Origin of the sequence: Bdellovibrio bacteriovorus str. Tiberius (assembly GCF_000317895.1) — a bacterium.
Classification (GTDB): domain Bacteria; phylum Bdellovibrionota; class Bdellovibrionia; order Bdellovibrionales; family Bdellovibrionaceae; genus Bdellovibrio; species Bdellovibrio bacteriovorus_F.
Window position 1 is genome coordinate 247841 of record NC_019567.1, and the last position, 17357, is coordinate 265197.

The window sequence follows — 17357 nt, forward strand, 5'->3', positions numbered from 1 at the left end:
CATTTGGATATACAAACGTAGTGCCAGTAATTACCATTACTTTATGGCACTTAAGAAAAAAGACGTACGAAACAAAAGACCTAATCCAATTTCTTTCCGAATGTCAGAACAGGCGAAAAGATCTTTGGAGATACTGGCTAAGGTGATGAATATGACCCAGGTTGAGGTCATAGAAGCATTGCTAGCTGAGGGGTATCAAAAGGCAAAGAAGAGCTATCCTGAAGATATGAAGAAGGCTGAGAAGTCCAGTCGACCACTGTCGGAGAAATAGATGACTGAAGGTGATAAATCCTTCCAGGAGCTTTCAAGAAGGCACGATAAACTTGAGTGGCTTGTCGAAAAATTAAAATCCCATCGGTGGCCAGTTGGCCCTAAACGACTATATTGGATCGATGCCCTTGCCAGGTTGTCTCAACGGGCGGGAACTCGAGAGCTGTTTGAGAGTGAGGATGGCAGCTTTATGCCTGAGAAGCCTTATCATGAACATAGCTATGCGTTTCAAAGAGATGCCCATCTTGAAGCATTCAATAACAGCTACGAAAATACTTTGAACAAAGTTTTGGTAAGCAAAACAACTTCAGCCGATTTTAAAGTTCTAATTCTTGATGAATATCTGAAGTTTCTTGCCAGAAACCACTTTGCATTCAGCGATGCAAAGTCGAACGCTCCATTGACAGCTGCATCGTTTCTATTTCCTGACATTGAACAACTAAAAGTCAGTTGGCTGCCAACTCTAGGTGAGAAAGAGTTAGTTGGTAGGCTAAGAGAAGAGCGAATCAGGCTCGTGGCGGAGTCCAGAAATAAAAAACGTAAGGACGCCGTCAGAATTGGATATAAGGTTTCTCAAGCGGTACTTGGTGATCCATTCTTTCCGCTTTCGTTTAAATTAGTCATCCAGTTCATTATTTCAAACTCGTCCGGCTTAGATATGACCCAGCGCAAATCTCTTTTAGGTATGCAGCTCTCAGACGTAGGCGATGAGATTTTCAAGTCCAAAAATTACGACCCTCACCAAGTTGATAATAGATCGAGGATTCAGTTTCAAAAGGACATAATCTTTGCTTACTTTTATGGATGTCTGAGGAACTATGGATCGACTGAAGCAACTAACTCCTTGCCATTGGACTTTCAAATACTGAGTCAAACTTTGGCGCTGATTGAGGAGTTCCATCCCGATTATAAATTACGAATTACGGGCATAGACTCTATTAAAAGTATTGTGTCTGAATTTGATGAAAAGGCCCTTTCATATCGTTGGGCTGCCCCTCCAACTGACTAAATATATAATATTATTAGACTTTAATTCTGACTAAATTCGTTGGCCCCCTAATCCCACTCATTTAGCCAACCTACTGATTTCGATCTTATTGTTGATGCTGTTGTTTCAACATGGAGGTCAGTAGTGAGTCTTAAGAAATTAATTGAGCAAAAAGGCATATCCCAGATCCAGTTGGCATCTGAACTCGGAGTTTCAGATGCATCGATTTCAAAGTGGGTGAATTGGGGATTTCCCATTCCCCCTAAGCATCTTCACAAGGTTGCCAAGATACTGAATTGTGAAGTCGAAGTTTTAAAGAAATTGAAGTCTGGAGGTCATAAATGAAACTGACCCCATATCAAAAGACGACTCTTGGTAAAAATGTCGAACTTGGAATAATTCTATTGAGCATTATTGAAGAGCGAGCATTGAACCTGCAGAGCACTTTAGCACCGCTACTAAAGATGGACCCAGATTCTGTGGCGTTTAGAGATTATGTGAACAATCTTGCGGGATACAACCAATTACTCAGCGTAATTCAGATCAACCTTCTTTGGAACGGCAATCCCAGTTCCATGAAAGTTCATTGAGGTGTGCGATGAAAGTTGAAACGCTGTTGCTCCTAATGGAGCACGCAATGATGCGAATGCAATTCAAGGTTTTCCGTGGATACCAGCGCAAGATTCGCGAAAAGACAAACTACGATTTAAAGGTCGATTTCACTGGGCTCGAAACCGCAATCGTAGCTTGTGAGCAGTTTCTGAATGTTTCAGAAGAATTAATTATAGCCGAAGATTCCGAGTATGGACGCTGGGGGAAGGGAACTCTATGAAGAGAAATGGAAAGCAACAACAGATCAGAAGTAATCAGGCAAAAAAAGTAATTGATCAGATCTTGACCCAGGACAATATTTCTTTGATCAATCATCGAAGAACAGATGGATTTATTCGCGTGCAGTACGACGACGGTGTGGACATTATGCCGATTAGTGGTTCGTCGATATTTGTGCAGCAAATAGCGTGGACACATTTCGAAACATCGCTTAGTGATGCCACAGTTAAGCAGATTCATCAGACTTTGAATGCTAATGCGATATTTGGGCGTGACGCTTCAGAGCTTAATAGTCGAGTCGCACATCATGATGGATCAATTTGGTATGACTTAGGAAGATCTGTTGTTCGCATTTCTTCGAACGGCTGGGAGATCGTTACAGATCCTCCCAACATCTTTAAGCGTTATTCCCAAGGCAAACGTCAGGTGATTCCTCAGCTTGGAGGAAACTACTGGGACTTGCACAACTTCTTCTTCATCACCCCAGAGCAGAGATTACTATTTGCGTGCTGGGTATTGGCGTCGTTTATTCCTGGCATTCCACATCCAGCTCTCGTTCTGCATGGAAGCCAGGGGGCTGCCAAGTCCTCTACCATGAAGGTGCTGCTAAAGTTGATTGATCCGTCCCAAAACGAAGATGCGCAAACCGACGATGAAAATCAGCTCTTGCTGAATGCCTCTCATCGACACGTCTTGCCGCTGGATAATCTGTCGATGGTTTCTCCAAGAATGTCTGACCTTCTTTGTAAGATCATCACGGGAAGTGGTCGCGTGAGAAGAAAGCTTTTTTCGGACGAAGATGAGGTTATTAATCAGCTTCAGAACGTGGTCATAATGAATGGAATAAATATTCCGGCATCACGTCCTGATCTATTGGACAGATGTACTACGATTAATCTTCAGAGAATACCGTCTGAACTGCGACTAGATGAAAAGACGTTGCGCGAGCGCTTCGATAGACAGCTCCCATTTATTCTGGGTGACTGTTTCACCCTAGTCAGCAAGGCGATGGCTCTCTATCCGGAAATTCAACTGACGAAACTATTTCGGTTGGCGGATTTCACAAAATGGGGAGCGGCCTTTGCGCAAGCTCTAGGACATTCAAAAGAAGAATTTATGGCGGCTTACCAGCAGAACCAGAATGATCTTACTGAAGAGTCATTATTGGCTTCACCGCTCGGTAGAGCGATTAAGTACTATATGGGCGATCATGAGGTTCTAGAGGGAACTCCTACGTCGATATTGATCAAGTTGAATGGAGTTGCGTATGAAGCTGGTGTAAATCCACGCGACCTTCCAGAAAATGCTTACAGCTTTGGACGACAATTCAATTCAGTTCAGACGAATCTTGAGCAATGCGGAATGCATGTTGAGTTCAAGCGATCTCGTGAACGAATTTATCGAATCTCAAATTCTTCAAAAGCAGGTGTCAGAAATGTCGAAACGTCGGTAGTTCAACAAACGCTGCCCCTTAACTCCGACGATTGCGACGTTTCCGACATGTTGCCTGAAGAAAACGGAGGTCCATCGTGAAAGACTTCCGTAGCGCGCAAAAATTGGATATAAACCCGCCAGACGATTGTTCTTTGAAAACTGAAGAGTGGATGACAACTGAAGAGGCTGCGGAATATTTGAAAATTCCAAAGGCTTCACTGTTGAACTTATCTAGTAATGGCAAAGTCCCTTACTATAAGTTTCAACGACGAAATCGATATTTAAAATCTGACCTGTTGCGACTTCTTCTGTCTAACCGAAGAGGAGGTTTCAATGGGAATTAAATTCGACGAAAAAACAAAAACGTGGACGGCTTATTACAGCAAAAGGCATCCGATTACTCGGGTGCCAAAGAACTACAAACGTATAGGCCTGAAATCCAAAGCCGAGGCAATGAAAGTTGAAAAAGAACTCGTTATTCAAATGAGTAACTACTTTCATCAAAAGATCGTTCCGAGCTGGCCAGATTTGGTAGCGGCCTATTTTAAAAGGGTAGATGAGCAGAATGAGATCATGAAAAGCACGATCTATAATCGTGAAAAGGTCCTTCGACACCATACTCTGCCCCTGTGGGAGAATAAGCGCGTCGATCAAATCACGACTCAAGACATTCACAAGATTTTGAGTGATCGCCTCGGTAGTAATGCTGAAGCTCACAAGAAATTCTTTGTGAAATGTATCAAAGGTGTTTTGCAGTACGCAGTCGAAGAGGGAATTATTCTGCGGAACCCGACGCCTTTGATCAAGTTCAAGGTCAACGACAAGATCAAATCAGTTCTTAATGAGGAGCAGATCCTATTGCTTTTGAGGCGATCTCAAGAACTCGATTGGCATTGGTACCCGCATTATGCTGTGGCTTTATACACGGGCATGAGAAATGGCGAGCTATATGCGCTCACTTGGGACAAAGTCAGTCTCGATAAACGTCAGATTCTAGTGAACTGTTCCTGGAGTAGCAAAGATGGATACAAATCAACTAAGTCTGGCGATGATCGTATCGTGGAAATTCCAAAGCCATTATTGCCTTTATTGAAGGATCTAAAACTTCAGTCAGGCGGAAATGACTTTGTTCTTCCGCGCATGAGTAAATGGGATAAAGGAGATCAGGCCAGGGAGCTTCGTTTTTTTCTTAAGTCACTAGGTCTGCCTGAAATCAGATTTCATGACCTAAGAGCGAGCTGGGCGACTCTTTTATTAAGTAAGGGCGTGGCTCCGAGCAAGGTCATGGCTATGGGAGGCTGGAAAGACATGGATACGATGATGATCTACATGCGTAAAGCAGGCATTGATATTAGAGGGGCTACAAGCGTATTGGACGGCCTACAAACTCATGGCATTGAGTCTGGAAAGCTAATATCCTTCAAGTAGAGGTCTGGCATGGGAAATTTTGAAAGTAACGGGACTACAGAAAATTCTGAGATGTTCACACACTATGGTAATGCGGTTTGGCTAGCACAGAAGTTTGAAAAGTGCTTAGCTGCTGTTTTACAGGGAGAATTTGCTTTCGAGAATAAGGGTAAGCTTCCCTACGAGAAGTATCACGAAGAAATATCGAAGCTATATAAAAGTAATTTGGGTGAACTTCTGAGAAAATTGAAAAAGCAAACAACCGTAGATTCCGACATTGAAGAGTTGCTTCAAAATGCCCTTAAAAGACGAAACTACTTGGTTCACGATTACTTCTATCATAATGAATCGAAGGCAACAGTCCCAGATGGTAGGCTAAGCATCGTTCAAGAATTGATTGAAGATCAGGCGACTTTTTTAAAGGCCATTATGTGGGTCGATCAGCGTTGCAAAGAGGGCCTACTAAAAATTGGGGTCGATGCGGCGAAATTTGCGGAAATCGTAGAGAAAAATCGCCTAGCTGAGGTCGCCAAGTTTAGAAATGGTGAACCTATCGATCTATTGACAAAGTAATGTAGTGATTTGTAGTCGGTCGGGAAAAAGAGCGTTGAAATCATTGGCGAATTTCAACCTCCGCACTCCCTACCATTCCTCTGTTCTTCTTAACTGCCGTTTATTCATACACTTAACTAGAAATTTGCTGGCTTTGTCGGGACGCGGATTATTGGGCATCGAGCCCAATAATCCTAAGCGGTCGACATTCACCGCCTTCGCGGTGAGAGCCTCCCGCATGCTCCACACTAAAAAGTGCCGCTGGCACTTTTTAGCGCGGGCACAACCTCGCCCCCTTTGTTTGTGCTGGGGGGGGCTTGCGCTTTGCGCTTGCCCATTGGGAAAGGGAGATTTGTTAGTGTGAGCCTTGGTCTTCTTTTGTTGTCGGGGCTTTGGCTGCTCTGGCTTCTGTTGGTTTTGCCAAGTGCTTTTCTGCTTTCTTGCAGGCGGCGTAGTCCTTTAGCAGGGTTTGCAGGGAGACTGCCGGTGATTTTTTGATGCCGGATTGGATGCCGGGGAAGACGGCTCCTAGTTTTTTCTCTACTTCGGGCATGAAGTCGTCGGCGCTTTTTCTGTTGTAGCTGATTTTGGCGGACAGGTCGGCGCACTCTTCGATTTTTTTAAGATCGAATCCGTAAGAACCTGAATCCACTTTTTCAATCAGTTCCTGGCAGATTTCACTGGTCTGTACGTCACAGGCGGTGGTTTTATTTTCGACTTGGAATTTGCATTCGGCCATTCCAAGTACGTCGCCTTTTTCATCCAGCTTGGTGTATTGCAGGTACACGCCGGTTTTATTTCTGTAGACCGTCGACACGTAGTCATTTTTCAGCGACACAATTTTCTTGAATTCAGATTTGGTCTTCTTTTCGTAGATTTCGTTGCCCGAGGATTTCACGACGGACTTGTACCCTTGAGCGACCATTTCGTCGTGGGTAAGGCCGAAGCCAAAGTCCTTCACCTGATTGGAATCAGCGAAAGTAAGTTGAGACACGAAAGTGGCGGCCATGCAGATTAAAAGTATTCTTAGCATGACAAACTAATCGGCAGATTTCGGACGGGATTTGATACTCGACTATAAGCCAGTAAAAAGGCAGACCAGTCCCTGATCTGCCCTTTCAACTTCTTACTATTGCCGGCGCGGGCTGTTTAGCAACCGGGCATGCAACCCTGGATGTTTTCACCCCAAGAGCAGCAAGCTGCAGCCTGAGTTTCAGCCGGGATCAGACTTTGAATGTATTGATTGTTGTTCGTTTTTTTCGGTTTTCTGCCGCCATAGCATTCGGCCACGCACTCGTAGTGATTGGTGTAGGCATCATCGATACAACCTTGATAACACCAGTAAGCCACGTTTTCTTTTGGTGGAATCCAGCCTGCCAAAGCCGTAGCGCTGAACAGAACCATAAGGGCCGTGTGGATAAGTACTTTGATCATTTGATAACTCCTTGTTGGAATTAGAAATGTCAAAATTAGATACTTTTATCAAATATGTTTAAATTGGTATCCATTGGTGATACTAAATTTATGAATATGGATCAAATTAGCCAACACACCGATGCCAAAAAGCTGCTTAAAAGCCTTCAAGAGGTTTTAAAATCCAAGAAGATCACCTATGCGGATCTGGCGCTTCAGATGGAAGTGTCTGAAGTCACAGTCAAAAGACTTTTCTCAACCCAGAACTGCAACCTGCAAACGGTCTTTAAGATTTGTGATCTTGTGAGGATTTCATTCTTTGATCTGGCGGCACTCGCGAATCAGGATAAAGAAATCGACTATGTTCTAAGTGAAGAGCAGGAAAAGTTTTTTGCGGCGAATCCGGCCATGTTTGGAATTTTCAGAGCACTTCATCGCGGAGTCAGTCCCGACAAGCTGGCCGAAATCTGGAAGCTTTCAAGTCAGAAGATGTTCAAGGTCCTTCGTAAAATCGAACAATTCGGATTGTTGGAAGTTCTTCCCGAAAATCAGGTTCGCATCAAAGCTGTTGGTAATATTCGCTTTCAACACAAAGGCCCCCTGGCCCGCGCGATTCTGCGACCGCAGATTATGCAGTTCCTGGATCACGTCGATGTGGTTTTAAAGAACAAAGATGTGTGCATGCATTCTGCTGAAGTGGAGCTTTCCAGAACAAGCATCACCGAGCTGGTGGAGGAAATTCATGCCCTCGGCGCGAAGTACCGCGCGCGAGCGTTGCGCGATAAAAATCTTTTATCAGCAGATCAACTGCAGTCTGTAAGATGGTTATATGCATTTGCGCCGTTTGAAACAAACTGGCAGCAGTACGAACTAAAAGATTAAAGACCGGCTTCGGGCTCTTTCGGCTTTTCGGTTTCGGCAGTCCATTCAAGCAAAGACAGTTCAGATGTTTTTGTCCAATCAACCTGTTTGCGGTTGATGATACGGATATTCACTTCGTCACCGTTCACAGTCCACAACAGGGTGTCGCCTTTGGCGATGCCCAAAGCCTGACGTACGCGCGCCGGGATTGTGGTTTGGTTTTTACGGGACGCTTTTGAAGTTGCACCTGATTTGCTCATTGATGTTCTCCGTCCCTTTATTTTAGGGGGCTGGGCTGCCATTGTCGCCAATAGTCTTGTTCCAAGCTTGTAAAACAATCCGTTGGTCTGTTTCTGAGGCACCCCGTTTGATCCGGACAACCTGTCTTCTTATTTAAAAATATGTCGATTCCAGTCTTAGCAAAGCTTCTTTGCGTTCCAATCCTCCAGAGTATCCGCCCAGACTTCCGCTGGCGGCAATCACTCGATGGCAGGGGACTATGATACAAATCGGATTCTTGCCATTGGCGGTTCCTACAGCGCGAACCGCTTTTTCTTTTTTTATCCGGCGGGCGATGTCGGTGTAAGACACGGTCTTGCCGTAAGGAATTTTCTTAAGCTGCTTCCAGACAGATTCTTGAAAATCAGTGCCGGTAACATCCAATGGGACATCGAAATCCTGGCGCTGGCCTTTGAAGTATTCGGCAAGTTCGGTTTCGGTTTGCTTAAGAATCTTAATGGCACCGTCTTTCCCGGTAAGGGACGAGGCGAGTGGAATCCCCGCAGTCTTTTTCCAATATAGGGATTGCAGGCCTTTTTCAGAGGCGACCAGATACAGATCCCCTAACGGGGAATTCATTTTCCATTGAAGCTGATTCATTTCTTTCTCCGGGTTTTCTTCAAGACGTGGGAATATTCGCGCCACAATAAGGCGGCGACATAACCGCGCCATGGGCTGAAGCTTTCAAACTTGGTCTTGGGATGTTCGGCAATCGCACGAGCAATAATCAAATCTGTGGCGGGAAAGGCGTCGGTGTGACGAAGAGCCTTTAATGCCATGTAACTGGCTGTCCACGGGCCAATCCCGGGAATGCTCAGGATCTTTTCCACGAAACTATCCACATCCTGGGTGGGTTCCAGCGAAAGTTCGCCGTTGATCAGGGCCCTGGAAAGGGCTACCAGAGTTTCTTTGCGGCGGGTGGTGGTTTTTAAACTTTTCAGATCTGTTTTAATCACTTGGGCAGGAGTCGGAAATAGGCGCACAGATTTTCCATCCCGCAAAAGTCCTGAGTCACTGCCTGCAAGTTCGATTAAATCATTTACCAGCGCGCGGCCCCGTTCAACACTCACGACCTGTCCCAGAATGGCAGCGACAACGACCTCAAAAGGATCCCAGGACGAAGGCAACCGGATGCCCGGATGTTTCTTCAGCAAGGCCTTCATGTCTTTGTCGGTTTCAAGCACGTTGGCGATAATCACCGGATCTGAATCCAGATCCAAAAGACTGCGCACGCGGGATATGATCGTGTGCAAGGCTGTTGTGTCGGGGAAGTCGATTTCCAGTTTCACACAAGATTCATCAGGCAGGTCGCTCAGGGTGATCTGACCTACTTTGCCGTTCACCTCGACGATTCTGTGCATGACGCCGCCTTCAAACCACTCCAGCTGTCCTACCGCGTGAGAGCGATAAAAGTGCAGCAGACCGTTGAAATCAAACGGGGGGCGATAAGCCAGACGGATACTTAGCGTGGATTCATTCTTCACTGGTTTTCGGCGGATCTCGGAGGGGCTTTTTTTGAAGCGCTCTTTAAAGGCATCGTTGAATCTGCGAATCGAGTTAAAGCCGGCCGCAAAGGCGACCTCGGTGATAGGCAGCGCCGTTTCGCTGATTAGCTGTCGAGACAGATTCAGGCGGTTTTCAAATGAAAGTTGTTTCGGGGTTTTGCCGACCTCTTCGATGAAAAGCCGGCGCAAGTGACGAGCGCTCACGCCAAATAGTTCCGCAAATTGGTCTTCGTTGAATTCCAGAGTTTCAATTTTGTCGATCATCTTGATTGCACGACGGACCAAGGCAGATTTCCCAATCCAGGCCGGGGACTGGGGCGCACTTTCCGGGCGGCAGCGCAGGCACGGGCGATAACCCGCTTTTTCGGCGGCCAAGTGATTTGAAAAGAACTCGACGTTTTCACGTTTGGGTTTTGCAGGGCAAATTGGACGACAATAGATGCCTGTGGTTTTGACTCCGATAAAAAACTTGCCGTCAAAACGCGGATCCCGGGCCAGCATGGCATTATAGAAAATATCATCCTTTTTCATGACGCCAGTATAGCGTGGTTTTACGGCTGACTATAGCCATTTTCGGACATGGTCGATTGAGGTGCTTCTAAAAACGAAAAGGGCCCTGGGTCGTGGCCCCAGAGCCCTTTCAAGTCGAGTTTTGGCAATCAATAAGTCAGGTTCAATTCATCAGCTAGAAGTTGTATGAAAGCACGGCATTCGCAAAATTATAGTGGTCTGCGGTTTTGTCGCTGAACCAGTTATAGATCGTCAGGTACTCGAAACCCACACCCCAAGTTGGATTGATGGTGTAGGTCGCTCCAATATTCAAAGTCGGTCCAAACAGGGTTTCATCATCTCCGGATGTTTGAATCTGATCCATGTTGGTCACCGCCACCCCTGGCGAAATGTAAAGATCCAGATCATTCTGGTCATACAGGTGAGACGCCACAAAGGCGCCCAGGGTGGTGCTTTCGGGTTTGTTCGCATCCGAGTTTTTCGTGGAGTGCATGAGCATGGCGCCCAACCCGAAAGTGCCAGTACGGCGCTCGTACTCAACGCCAAAGTTTACCGCGGCTTGAGTGGAGCCCAACAAGAGCTTTACGTTATTTGTTCCGTTTTTTATGTCTTCAGCAGTCTGGGCTTGAGCCAGAGTGGAAATGCCTGTCGCGATCAATAGGCCGGCAAATAGAACCATCAGATTCTTCTTCATGGTGTTTCTCCTTGTTGTGATTTTCTGATTGTGATTATACGGGAGAGGAGTCGGGGTCCCTCTGAAGAATGCAGGAAACAGAGGGACCCCTAGGATGCGTCATGGAGGTGACACAAACCGTTTGTTAGGAAATTTTTTGGAAACGAGTCGGTGGATACTCGTACTTTTTTAGTAAAGTCATCAGTTTGGATTTCACTTCTTCTTCGTGAAGTTCGCATTTCTGTTGAACCAATCCGAAGATGGCTTTGATGCTTCCGTGGGTGCTTTCGATTTCTTCCATGGACAGTTCATCCCACGCTGCACGCAGCTCGGCTTTTAAACTCTTCCAATTTTCTTTTGAGATTTGTTTGTTCATCATTCTACAACCCCTTGGTATCTGTTGAATGACTAATGCAGGATCGGCTCCAACTGCGAGCACAGCCTAAAATCGTTCTGACGAAAAACAGCCCAAATTTCGGGGCAAAAGTTCCCTTTCGTGAGGAGAAATTCCGACCAATTTGTATTTCGTTTTAGAAATGGTGTCCTATTTTGCTACAGAATCGGACTCGAAGTTCAATATTTCCGCTGGACTGAAACCTGGCCATTTTTGCTGCGAACTCGTTCCAGTTCGGTCAGCAGAACGGCCATGCGGTCATAGGTGTCTACGGAATGCCCGCTCCAGGTGTTGCGCTCTTGGAGGGTGGGCTCTGGGGTCGGATATCCACCGCGCAAGTGGAGTTGGAATTTTTTACCCTTGGCGCTGAGTGAGTATTCGATGTCGCAGTTTAAAAGCTTTGTCATACGGCGGGCGCGCAAATAGGCGTGCGCCGCCCGTTTAAAGTGCCGTTCAAATTTGTCAGCGATGTCTTCGGATGTAAGTTCGATCTCGACGTCTTCGGCGGTATCGCTAACGGCTTCGGCAGATTCTGGTTCCTGTTCCGCGCTAAGCTCGGTGTCTTCTTCCTCGTCAGGGGCATTTTTCACAAAGATCAAACCTTGCGCAAAAATAGACCTTAAGGACTTAAACACATCCGGGCTTTTTCCCAAACGCTCGCAGAAAAGAGCAAAACCGGATTTCAAAAGCTCTGCATCCAAAGGTTCAAAGAACATTTCGGGGTTGAAGCTCTGTTCCTCCGAAGTCAGTGATTCATTCAGTTTCAGGATAGAATCAAAAACCAAGGCGTTCGAAAAAGGTCCGATATTGTGTTCGTCATCCTGTTCCGGACTCATCGAGGTGAAGTCGCGGCTAAAGAAGACCAAACCGCGTTCTCCAGCTTTCAAGCTGATGTTATAGCGAGGGTTGTATTTTTTGATCTCGTCGGTTTCAAGCAAAGCGGATTCAAGTGGTGTCCGGCATTCTGTCACGATCAGATCATAGGCTTGAGTCAGCATCTCAAGCTTGAAAGAGTCTCTTCCTTTTTGCCCACGGAAATAACTGTTCACCCGGTCATGCAGGGAGGTGGCTTTGCCGACGTAAAGGATTTCACCCCATTGCGAGACATAGCGGTACACACCCGGCACCTTCGGCAGGTTCAGGCGTTTTTCCTTGGCCATTGGGTACTCATACTTGGTGCGTTTCTTCGGGGCTTCGGTGGATAACCAGGTCTGCATATCCACGAAAGTTGAAATGCCCTTGGCCTCAAGTTCTTTCACCAGGTGTTGCCAGATAATTTTCGTCGCTTCAACGTGGCTTGCGCCGCGCTTGAATTCACCCGAAGCATGACCAAAGTATCCGGCAAGTCCCTTGATTCCACGTGCAGGCAGGTTGGGGAAAAGTCGTTTGGCAATTTCATGGGTGCAGATGATTGGGAATTCGCTGCGCTCAAAAGTTTCAAAGGCCGCTTTCAGAAAGGGTCTTTCAAACTGGGCAAAGTGAATCACCGCCGGACGATCTTGAATATCCAGATACAGGCGTTCAAAGATTTTAGCCAGTGGTATCGCACTTTCAAGTTCTTCCGCGGCGATCCCGGTCAGGGATAAAATGCGGCGAGGCACCGGGCGGTCCTCGGCTTGCGCGGAAAGCATGCTGTGAACTTCGTCTTTGTCAGACAATGACCAAGCCACTTCCAGAATGTCGGCAGCGCCGGGCTTGGCACCCGTGGTTTGTAAGTCCAAAAAGAAAACAGGAAGATCTTTTAAGAGCATGGCGCTTCGCTGTTTTTCCAGAAGGTTTCAAGGTCAGCCAGAATTTTTTGCGACACCAGTTCACGCGGGCTGTCCTTAAACCAGCCTTGGGGCATGGCTTCGGCGTAAACCGGATTCAAGAAGCGGCTGTCCATCAGGATGATCACACCCTTGTCGGTTTCAGATCGGATCACCCGGCCTGCCGACTGAATGGCTTTGGCCATGGCTGGATATACATAGGTATAGTTAAAACCGTTTTCTTTGCCATAGCGGCCGTCAAAGTAAGTGCGAATCTGTTCACGCTCAAAATCAAAGCTGGGTAACGCCGGTCCAATGACAAAGGCCCCGATCAGCATGTCGCCCGGGAAGTCGACCCCTTCAGAAAACACACCGCCTTGCACACCTAACAACAAGATAGGTTCGTTGGCGGCTTTCAGTTCTTCCAGATAGATTTGCACATCCAGCTGCTTCATGTCGCGTTCCTGGCGAAGCACACGCAGATGCGGCACCTGCAGTTGTTTTTCAACTTGTGCTAAAAACTCAAAACTTGGGAACAGGGCAATGTAGTTTCCAGCCTTCACGCGTGTGACCCGGGAAATGACCTCGGCCACTTTGCCCGAACTGACCACGCGGTCGCTCAGTTTAGTTGAAATCTGCGGGATGATCATCAACTGACGGTTTTCAGGGCTGAATGGTGACTGGAATTCCAGGGTTTTGGAGCTTTCCAGATCAAACCCCAAAAGTTCCTGATAGTAAGTAAATGGTTTCAGGGTCGCTGAAAATGCCACGACGTTCTTAAACTGCTTATAGGCGATCTTTAGCTGCTCAGAGGCATCGCAACAGGTGACTTTCAGCATTTCCGTGAAACGGCTGTTTTGATAAGTCGTAAAGAATTCCGGCCCCCTGTATTCCAGGGCGGCAATAAAGTCGCTCCACAGATTCATCAGGCGCAGCATCGGATCACGGGTGATGATTTCGGTTTCGCTTTCAAGGTATTCCGTGGTCAGGGCGCGAATCGAACGCTCATGATCCAGGAAAGGTTCAATATCAATGTCGACTTTGCGGGAACCGCCGTCTTCGCCATACTCTTGTATCAGCGACTTGGCTTTGCGGATCAAGGACCCGGCTTGCAAAGAAAACGTCGGCGGCAGCTTTGTGAAATCACCTTCCAGAATATCCAGTTCCTGCACACTCAAAGATGGCGAGAAATAGTCCTGCGCCCGGCTGGGCAGATTGTGAGCTTCATCAATCACCAGATTGGGTTTTTCGCCGGCTTCCAGTAAAGGTTCGGAAAGACGGCCCAGCAGACTGCGCGGGGCGAAGGCATAGTTGTAATCACCAATCACGACGTCAGCACGCTCGATGGCTTCGACGGAAAGTTCAAACGGGCAGACTTCGAACTCTTTGCCCATTTCGACAAGCTTTTCCTGAGTCAGTGTGCGCTTTTTGGAAAGTTTGTTCACCAGATCGTGCTCGGCAAGTTTGGTGTAGTATTCGCGCGCAAATTCGCAATAACCCGGATTGCACAGGGTTTCCGCCTTCAGGCACATTTTGCTTTTTGCCGTCAGGGTCAAAGAACGGATCTTACTGCCTTGTTCCTGCAGTTTTTCCACCGCTTCTTCAGCGACGATGTGCTGTGAGTTTTTCGGAGTCACATAAACGGTCTTTTGCCCGCGCGACAAAGAGTCCTTCAAGTTGGGATAAAGCACACCCACGGTTTTTCCAAGGCCCGTCGGGGCCTGCACCAGCAACGGGTGTTCATCGGCCACCTGGGCTTCGATGCTTTCAATCAGCTCGCGCTGACCGGGCCGCGGGGTCGCAAACGGGAAGGACATTTCTTCCGCCATTTTCTGACGGGCTTTGAAAAGCTTTTCTTTGACCTTGGTTTCTTCAACCAGTTCATCCAGGCGCAAAGCCAGCCACAATTCATAGTGGGCGATGTCCAGCTCCACGCGCAGATCCATGGATTTGAAATTGCGTGAAGAAACCAGATGCAGATTCAAAAACGGAATGCGCCCGGTTTCCTTGTAGTGAAAGTATCCATACGTGCGCAGCTGCCAGATGTAGGGATGATTGTCATCAGCACGAAGCTTGCGCCAAAGTTCTTCGACATCAAAAGCAGTTTTGATCTCTTCAATCTGCACCGGGTTTTCAGTGATGCCATCGGCACGTCCGGAAATATGGAATTCATAAGGCCCGGCCTCAAAAACCCAGCTCATTTTCTTTTCCGGAGTATAGTCGTCAAACTCGCGCTGCCGGCGGCGCTGAATGGCCATATGGATTTCCTGCCCGCTCATCGGAGGGGCGCCATAGCCGGAATGCAGCTCGATGCTTCCGCGTCGAGGGCAGGGCAGGGCAAATTGTCGGACATCCAGGGATACTTTTCTCACCCTCATAAATAATCATAATCGGGGCGTAATAGCGACCCATGGCGTTCCACGTTAAGTGGCTGATTCCTGTAATGACAATCGTGAGTGGGCCCCTTAACCTGATTCCATGAGGTTGTTTTCGGTTCTTTTTTGTTTATTTCTAGTCAGTCCGGTTTATGCCGAAGAACCTCAAAATCCGCCCACACAGCCAAAACCCGGCGTCGTTCAGGAATCCATGGCCGTGGGCAGGGTTTATCTTGAAGACACTCGAGCGAGTTTGTCCAATCGAGTGATCCGTCTTTCTGAAAGCGTCGATGCTTTATTCGGAAACACCCGTGCAGATGACGCCCGTAATACCAGTACCCTGCGCGTGTCGCAGACCTATTATGTCCGTGACGGCGAATTGGGTTCCGAGGACATGTCGACATCTTTAAATCTTTATTTGCCGAACTTTCAGAAGTGGGAAAAAAGCATCCGGGACAAATACTTCTCGCGTAAAGACACCGGCGAGGAAAGCGGTCTGGATACCGAGGAACAGGCCCAGCGGTACTGGGATCTGAACACCGAGGCGGGATTGGTTGTGACCATTCCGGTGAATTACTTTGTGAAGCTGCGTCTGCGCCGAAACTTCCTGCTGGGAATCTTTGAAAACTCGTTCTATGAGGAGTTCCGCTGGTCCAAAAAAGACGAATGGGAAGAAACCACGTCTTTGACCACGGATTATGCTTTCAATCGTGATTTGCTATTTCGATTTATCAACGAAGCCAATTGGGCGATGACCAATGAACGATTCGGAACTCATCACGGGCCGTCGTTGATTCAGACCTTCACTGCGGATTCGGCTTTGTCCTATGACTTCCGTTTTAACACCAAGATGGAAGGTTATTCCCTTTACGGCGACAGTCTGGTGCTGTCGTCAACTTACACGCAAAGAACCAGCATCGACTGGATTTACCTGAAAACCACGCCCGAAATCGCCTGGGCCCGCAAAGATGACTTTGCCCCGGTCATGACGCTTTATCTGAAAGTGGATTTGATTTTCGGGGACGAAGGAAAAGATTAAAGCTTGTGTTCGCTGATGCCTTTGCTTTTCAGCAGGGCTGGCCAGGAGCCATCAGTCAGTACCAAATCAATCAGACGGTTCATTTCCACGGTGGAAATAGGGCTTTTTTCGCGGCTGATTAAAACACCTAATTCGTAAAGCTGATCGGGCTTTTTGGAAACCAGAATCTTGTCACGATCATCAGGATGTTTGCTTAGATAAATATCCAGATATTCTTTGGCAATGACGGCAATGTCGGCACGTTTCATCACGACCGAGCGGATGTTGCCGTCGGGAGTGTTGGTGAATTCAACGTTGAATCCTTTTAAGGCTTTGTTGCTGGTGGACAGTCCCAGGAAACCATAGTGGTAGCCCTGCATGCCCTTGATGGTTTTGCCCTTAAGTTCGTTGAAGAAATTTTGATCCTTGGCGCGTTCTTTGTTGGCGACAAAGACCTCAGCGCCAAAGCGGAAGATCTTACTGGTGTCGACCTGCTCGTTGCCCCAACCCCAGGATTTGCTCTCAAAAGCAATGATTTGATATCGCCCGGATTTCATATCGTGGTATCTTCGGGTGGACGTCGTAGGTACAAAGATGAATTGATACTTGCTCTGCTTTTTGTTTAGTAATGCGATAAAGTCCAGCGTCAGGCCTTCGTAGCGGCCGCTGGAGTTGATCACATAAGGTGGAAATTCATAACCACCGACATGGACTTCCACAGGTTTTGCCCATGCGGAAAAACTGAAAAGAAGCAGAAATAAAGTGAACTTCACATTTACGACCTTAAGGAACCTTTGAGTGATCGTCAAATTAAAAGGGACAGTATGAAAATCAGAGCCAGTCATATTTTGGTAAAACATCAGTATGAAGCCGAAGACATTCTGCGTGCGCTGAAAAGTGGAAAGACTTTTGAAGAACTGGCGCGGAAGTATTCTCAGTGTCCTTCGGCCCGTGCTGGGGGGGATTTGGGCGTTTTCGCCGAAGGCCGCATGGACGAGGTTTTTGAAGAGGCGGCTTTTGCTCTGAAAGTGAACGAGACAACCCCGCAGGCAGTGCGCACCCGATTTGGATATCACATCATCAAACGAACGGAGTAGGC

Annotated in this window: 21 protein-coding genes; 11 read left to right on the forward strand and 10 right to left on the reverse strand. The window is 47.2% G+C overall.

Going from position 1 to position 17357, the window contains the following annotated elements; all coding sequences use genetic code 11:
• The first annotated feature begins 271 nt into the window (after positions 1-271).
• From BDT_RS01210 to BDT_RS01245, 8 genes are all read left to right on the forward strand, one after another.
• A complete protein-coding gene (locus BDT_RS01210; protein WP_015089435.1) occupies positions 272-1279 on the forward strand; it encodes a hypothetical protein in 1008 nt (335 codons plus the stop codon).
• A gap of 123 nt (positions 1280-1402) precedes the next feature.
• Positions 1403-1603: a helix-turn-helix domain-containing protein gene (locus BDT_RS19515; protein ID WP_041576792.1), complete on the forward strand. Its 201-nt coding sequence runs from the start codon at positions 1403-1405 to the stop codon at positions 1601-1603.
• Positions 1600-1848: a hypothetical protein gene (locus BDT_RS01220; protein WP_041576794.1), complete on the forward strand. Its 249-nt coding sequence runs from the start codon at positions 1600-1602 to the stop codon at positions 1846-1848. The genes BDT_RS19515 and BDT_RS01220 overlap by 4 nt, the downstream gene beginning before the upstream one ends.
• 8 nt (positions 1849-1856) lie before the next feature.
• The gene (locus BDT_RS01225) at positions 1857-2090 is read left to right on the forward strand and encodes a hypothetical protein (protein WP_041576796.1); all 234 of its coding nucleotides are present in this window, start codon (positions 1857-1859) and stop codon (positions 2088-2090) included.
• Complete coding sequence (locus BDT_RS01230) at positions 2087-3622, forward strand: hypothetical protein (protein WP_015089437.1); 1536 nt, start codon at positions 2087-2089, stop codon at positions 3620-3622. The genes BDT_RS01225 and BDT_RS01230 overlap by 4 nt, the downstream gene beginning before the upstream one ends.
• Positions 3623-3693: 71 nt before the next feature.
• Positions 3694-3867, forward strand: a complete 174-nt coding sequence (locus tag BDT_RS19520; protein ID WP_419144692.1) for a helix-turn-helix domain-containing protein — start codon at positions 3694-3696, stop codon at positions 3865-3867.
• On the forward strand, positions 3857-4951 hold the full coding sequence (locus BDT_RS01240; protein ID WP_015089438.1) for a tyrosine-type recombinase/integrase: 1095 nt from the start codon (positions 3857-3859) through the stop codon (positions 4949-4951). Before BDT_RS19520 ends, BDT_RS01240 begins: the two co-directional genes overlap by 11 nt.
• Before the next feature lie 9 nt (positions 4952-4960).
• Positions 4961-5503, forward strand: coding sequence for a hypothetical protein (locus BDT_RS01245; protein WP_041576800.1), 543 nt, complete (start codon positions 4961-4963; stop codon positions 5501-5503).
• Positions 5504-5837: 334 nt separating this feature from the next.
• Here BDT_RS01245 and BDT_RS01250 read toward each other — a convergent pair whose 3' ends face one another.
• Together BDT_RS01250 and BDT_RS01255 are read right to left on the reverse strand one after the other, a co-directional pair.
• Positions 5838-6515, reverse strand: a complete 678-nt coding sequence (locus tag BDT_RS01250) for a hypothetical protein (protein WP_158320215.1) — start codon at positions 6513-6515, stop codon at positions 5838-5840.
• A gap of 116 nt (positions 6516-6631) precedes the next feature.
• Positions 6632-6916 carry a hypothetical protein gene (locus BDT_RS01255; RefSeq protein ID WP_041576802.1) on the reverse strand — a complete coding sequence of 95 codons (285 nt, stop codon included), beginning with the start codon at positions 6914-6916 and terminating at the stop codon, positions 6632-6634.
• 96 nt (positions 6917-7012) lie between these two features.
• Here BDT_RS01255 and BDT_RS01260 point away from each other — a divergent pair, with 96 nt between their 5' ends.
• On the forward strand, positions 7013-7777 hold the full coding sequence (locus BDT_RS01260) for a helix-turn-helix domain-containing protein (RefSeq protein WP_235046217.1): 765 nt from the start codon (positions 7013-7015) through the stop codon (positions 7775-7777).
• On the opposite strand, the gene BDT_RS01265 is transcribed toward BDT_RS01260, so the two are convergent.
• The 7 genes from BDT_RS01265 to BDT_RS01295 form a co-directional block, all read right to left on the reverse strand.
• Positions 7774-8016 (reverse strand): AbrB/MazE/SpoVT family DNA-binding domain-containing protein, encoded by a 243-nt coding sequence (locus BDT_RS01265; protein ID WP_015089442.1) that lies wholly within the window; start codon positions 8014-8016, stop codon positions 7774-7776. The genes BDT_RS01260 and BDT_RS01265 overlap by 4 nt on opposite strands.
• Positions 8017-8149: 133 nt before the next feature.
• The gene (locus BDT_RS01270; RefSeq protein ID WP_015089443.1) at positions 8150-8635 is read right to left on the reverse strand and encodes a methylated-DNA--[protein]-cysteine S-methyltransferase; all 486 of its coding nucleotides are present in this window, start codon (positions 8633-8635) and stop codon (positions 8150-8152) included.
• Positions 8632-10071: an AlkA N-terminal domain-containing protein gene (locus tag BDT_RS01275; RefSeq protein WP_015089444.1), complete on the reverse strand. Its 1440-nt coding sequence runs from the start codon at positions 10069-10071 to the stop codon at positions 8632-8634. Before BDT_RS01275 ends, BDT_RS01270 begins: the two co-directional genes overlap by 4 nt.
• Before the next feature lie 154 nt (positions 10072-10225).
• The gene (locus tag BDT_RS01280; RefSeq protein ID WP_015089445.1) at positions 10226-10744 is read right to left on the reverse strand and encodes an outer membrane beta-barrel protein; all 519 of its coding nucleotides are present in this window, start codon (positions 10742-10744) and stop codon (positions 10226-10228) included.
• Positions 10745-10868: 124 nt separating this feature from the next.
• Positions 10869-11102: a hypothetical protein gene (locus tag BDT_RS01285; protein ID WP_015089446.1), complete on the reverse strand. Its 234-nt coding sequence runs from the start codon at positions 11100-11102 to the stop codon at positions 10869-10871.
• A 194-nt stretch (positions 11103-11296) separates the two neighbouring features.
• Complete coding sequence (locus BDT_RS01290) at positions 11297-12838, reverse strand: GIY-YIG nuclease family protein (protein WP_148278659.1); 1542 nt, start codon at positions 12836-12838, stop codon at positions 11297-11299.
• 20 nt (positions 12839-12858) lie between these two features.
• Positions 12859-15243: an ATP-dependent DNA helicase gene (locus BDT_RS01295; RefSeq protein WP_051026252.1), complete on the reverse strand. Its 2385-nt coding sequence runs from the start codon at positions 15241-15243 to the stop codon at positions 12859-12861.
• 250 nt (positions 15244-15493) lie between these two features.
• On the opposite strand from BDT_RS01295, the gene BDT_RS01300 reads away from it, so the two are divergent.
• Positions 15494-16279 carry a hypothetical protein gene (locus BDT_RS01300; protein WP_235046218.1) on the forward strand — a complete coding sequence of 262 codons (786 nt, stop codon included), beginning with the start codon at positions 15494-15496 and terminating at the stop codon, positions 16277-16279.
• On the opposite strand, the gene BDT_RS01305 is transcribed toward BDT_RS01300, so the two are convergent.
• A complete protein-coding gene (locus BDT_RS01305; RefSeq protein ID WP_015089450.1) occupies positions 16276-17031 on the reverse strand; it encodes a substrate-binding periplasmic protein in 756 nt (251 codons plus the stop codon). The two genes, BDT_RS01300 and BDT_RS01305, sit on opposite strands and share 4 nt — an antisense overlap.
• A 51-nt stretch (positions 17032-17082) precedes the next feature.
• On the opposite strand from BDT_RS01305, the gene BDT_RS01310 reads away from it, so the two are divergent.
• Positions 17083-17355 (forward strand): peptidylprolyl isomerase, encoded by a 273-nt coding sequence (locus tag BDT_RS01310; RefSeq protein ID WP_015089451.1) that lies wholly within the window; start codon positions 17083-17085, stop codon positions 17353-17355.
• Positions 17356-17357 lie beyond the last annotated feature (2 nt).

Coding starts and splice junctions, on each gene's coding strand:
- BDT_RS01210 (WP_015089435.1), top strand. CDS start 272: ATGACTGAAGGTGATAAATCCTTCCAGGAGCTTTCAAGAAGGCACGAT.
- BDT_RS01220 (WP_041576794.1), top strand. CDS start 1,600: ATGAAACTGACCCCATATCAAAAGACGACTCTTGGTAAAAATGTCGAA.
- BDT_RS01225 (WP_041576796.1), top strand. CDS start 1,857: ATGAAAGTTGAAACGCTGTTGCTCCTAATGGAGCACGCAATGATGCGA.
- BDT_RS01230 (WP_015089437.1), top strand. CDS start 2,087: ATGAAGAGAAATGGAAAGCAACAACAGATCAGAAGTAATCAGGCAAAA.
- BDT_RS19520 (WP_419144692.1), top strand. CDS start 3,694: ATGACAACTGAAGAGGCTGCGGAATATTTGAAAATTCCAAAGGCTTCA.
- BDT_RS01240 (WP_015089438.1), top strand. CDS start 3,857: ATGGGAATTAAATTCGACGAAAAAACAAAAACGTGGACGGCTTATTAC.
- BDT_RS01245 (WP_041576800.1), top strand. CDS start 4,961: ATGGGAAATTTTGAAAGTAACGGGACTACAGAAAATTCTGAGATGTTC.
- BDT_RS01250 (WP_158320215.1), bottom strand. CDS start 6,515: ATGCTAAGAATACTTTTAATCTGCATGGCCGCCACTTTCGTGTCTCAA.
- BDT_RS01255 (WP_041576802.1), bottom strand. CDS start 6,916: ATGATCAAAGTACTTATCCACACGGCCCTTATGGTTCTGTTCAGCGCT.
- BDT_RS01260 (WP_235046217.1), top strand. CDS start 7,013: ATGGATCAAATTAGCCAACACACCGATGCCAAAAAGCTGCTTAAAAGC.
- BDT_RS01265 (WP_015089442.1), bottom strand. CDS start 8,016: ATGAGCAAATCAGGTGCAACTTCAAAAGCGTCCCGTAAAAACCAAACC.
- BDT_RS01270 (WP_015089443.1), bottom strand. CDS start 8,635: ATGAATCAGCTTCAATGGAAAATGAATTCCCCGTTAGGGGATCTGTAT.
- BDT_RS01275 (WP_015089444.1), bottom strand. CDS start 10,071: ATGAAAAAGGATGATATTTTCTATAATGCCATGCTGGCCCGGGATCCG.
- BDT_RS01280 (WP_015089445.1), bottom strand. CDS start 10,744: ATGAAGAAGAATCTGATGGTTCTATTTGCCGGCCTATTGATCGCGACA.
- BDT_RS01285 (WP_015089446.1), bottom strand. CDS start 11,102: ATGATGAACAAACAAATCTCAAAAGAAAATTGGAAGAGTTTAAAAGCC.
- BDT_RS01295 (WP_051026252.1), bottom strand. CDS start 15,243: ATGAGGGTGAGAAAAGTATCCCTGGATGTCCGACAATTTGCCCTGCCC.
- BDT_RS01310 (WP_015089451.1), top strand. CDS start 17,083: ATGAAAATCAGAGCCAGTCATATTTTGGTAAAACATCAGTATGAAGCC.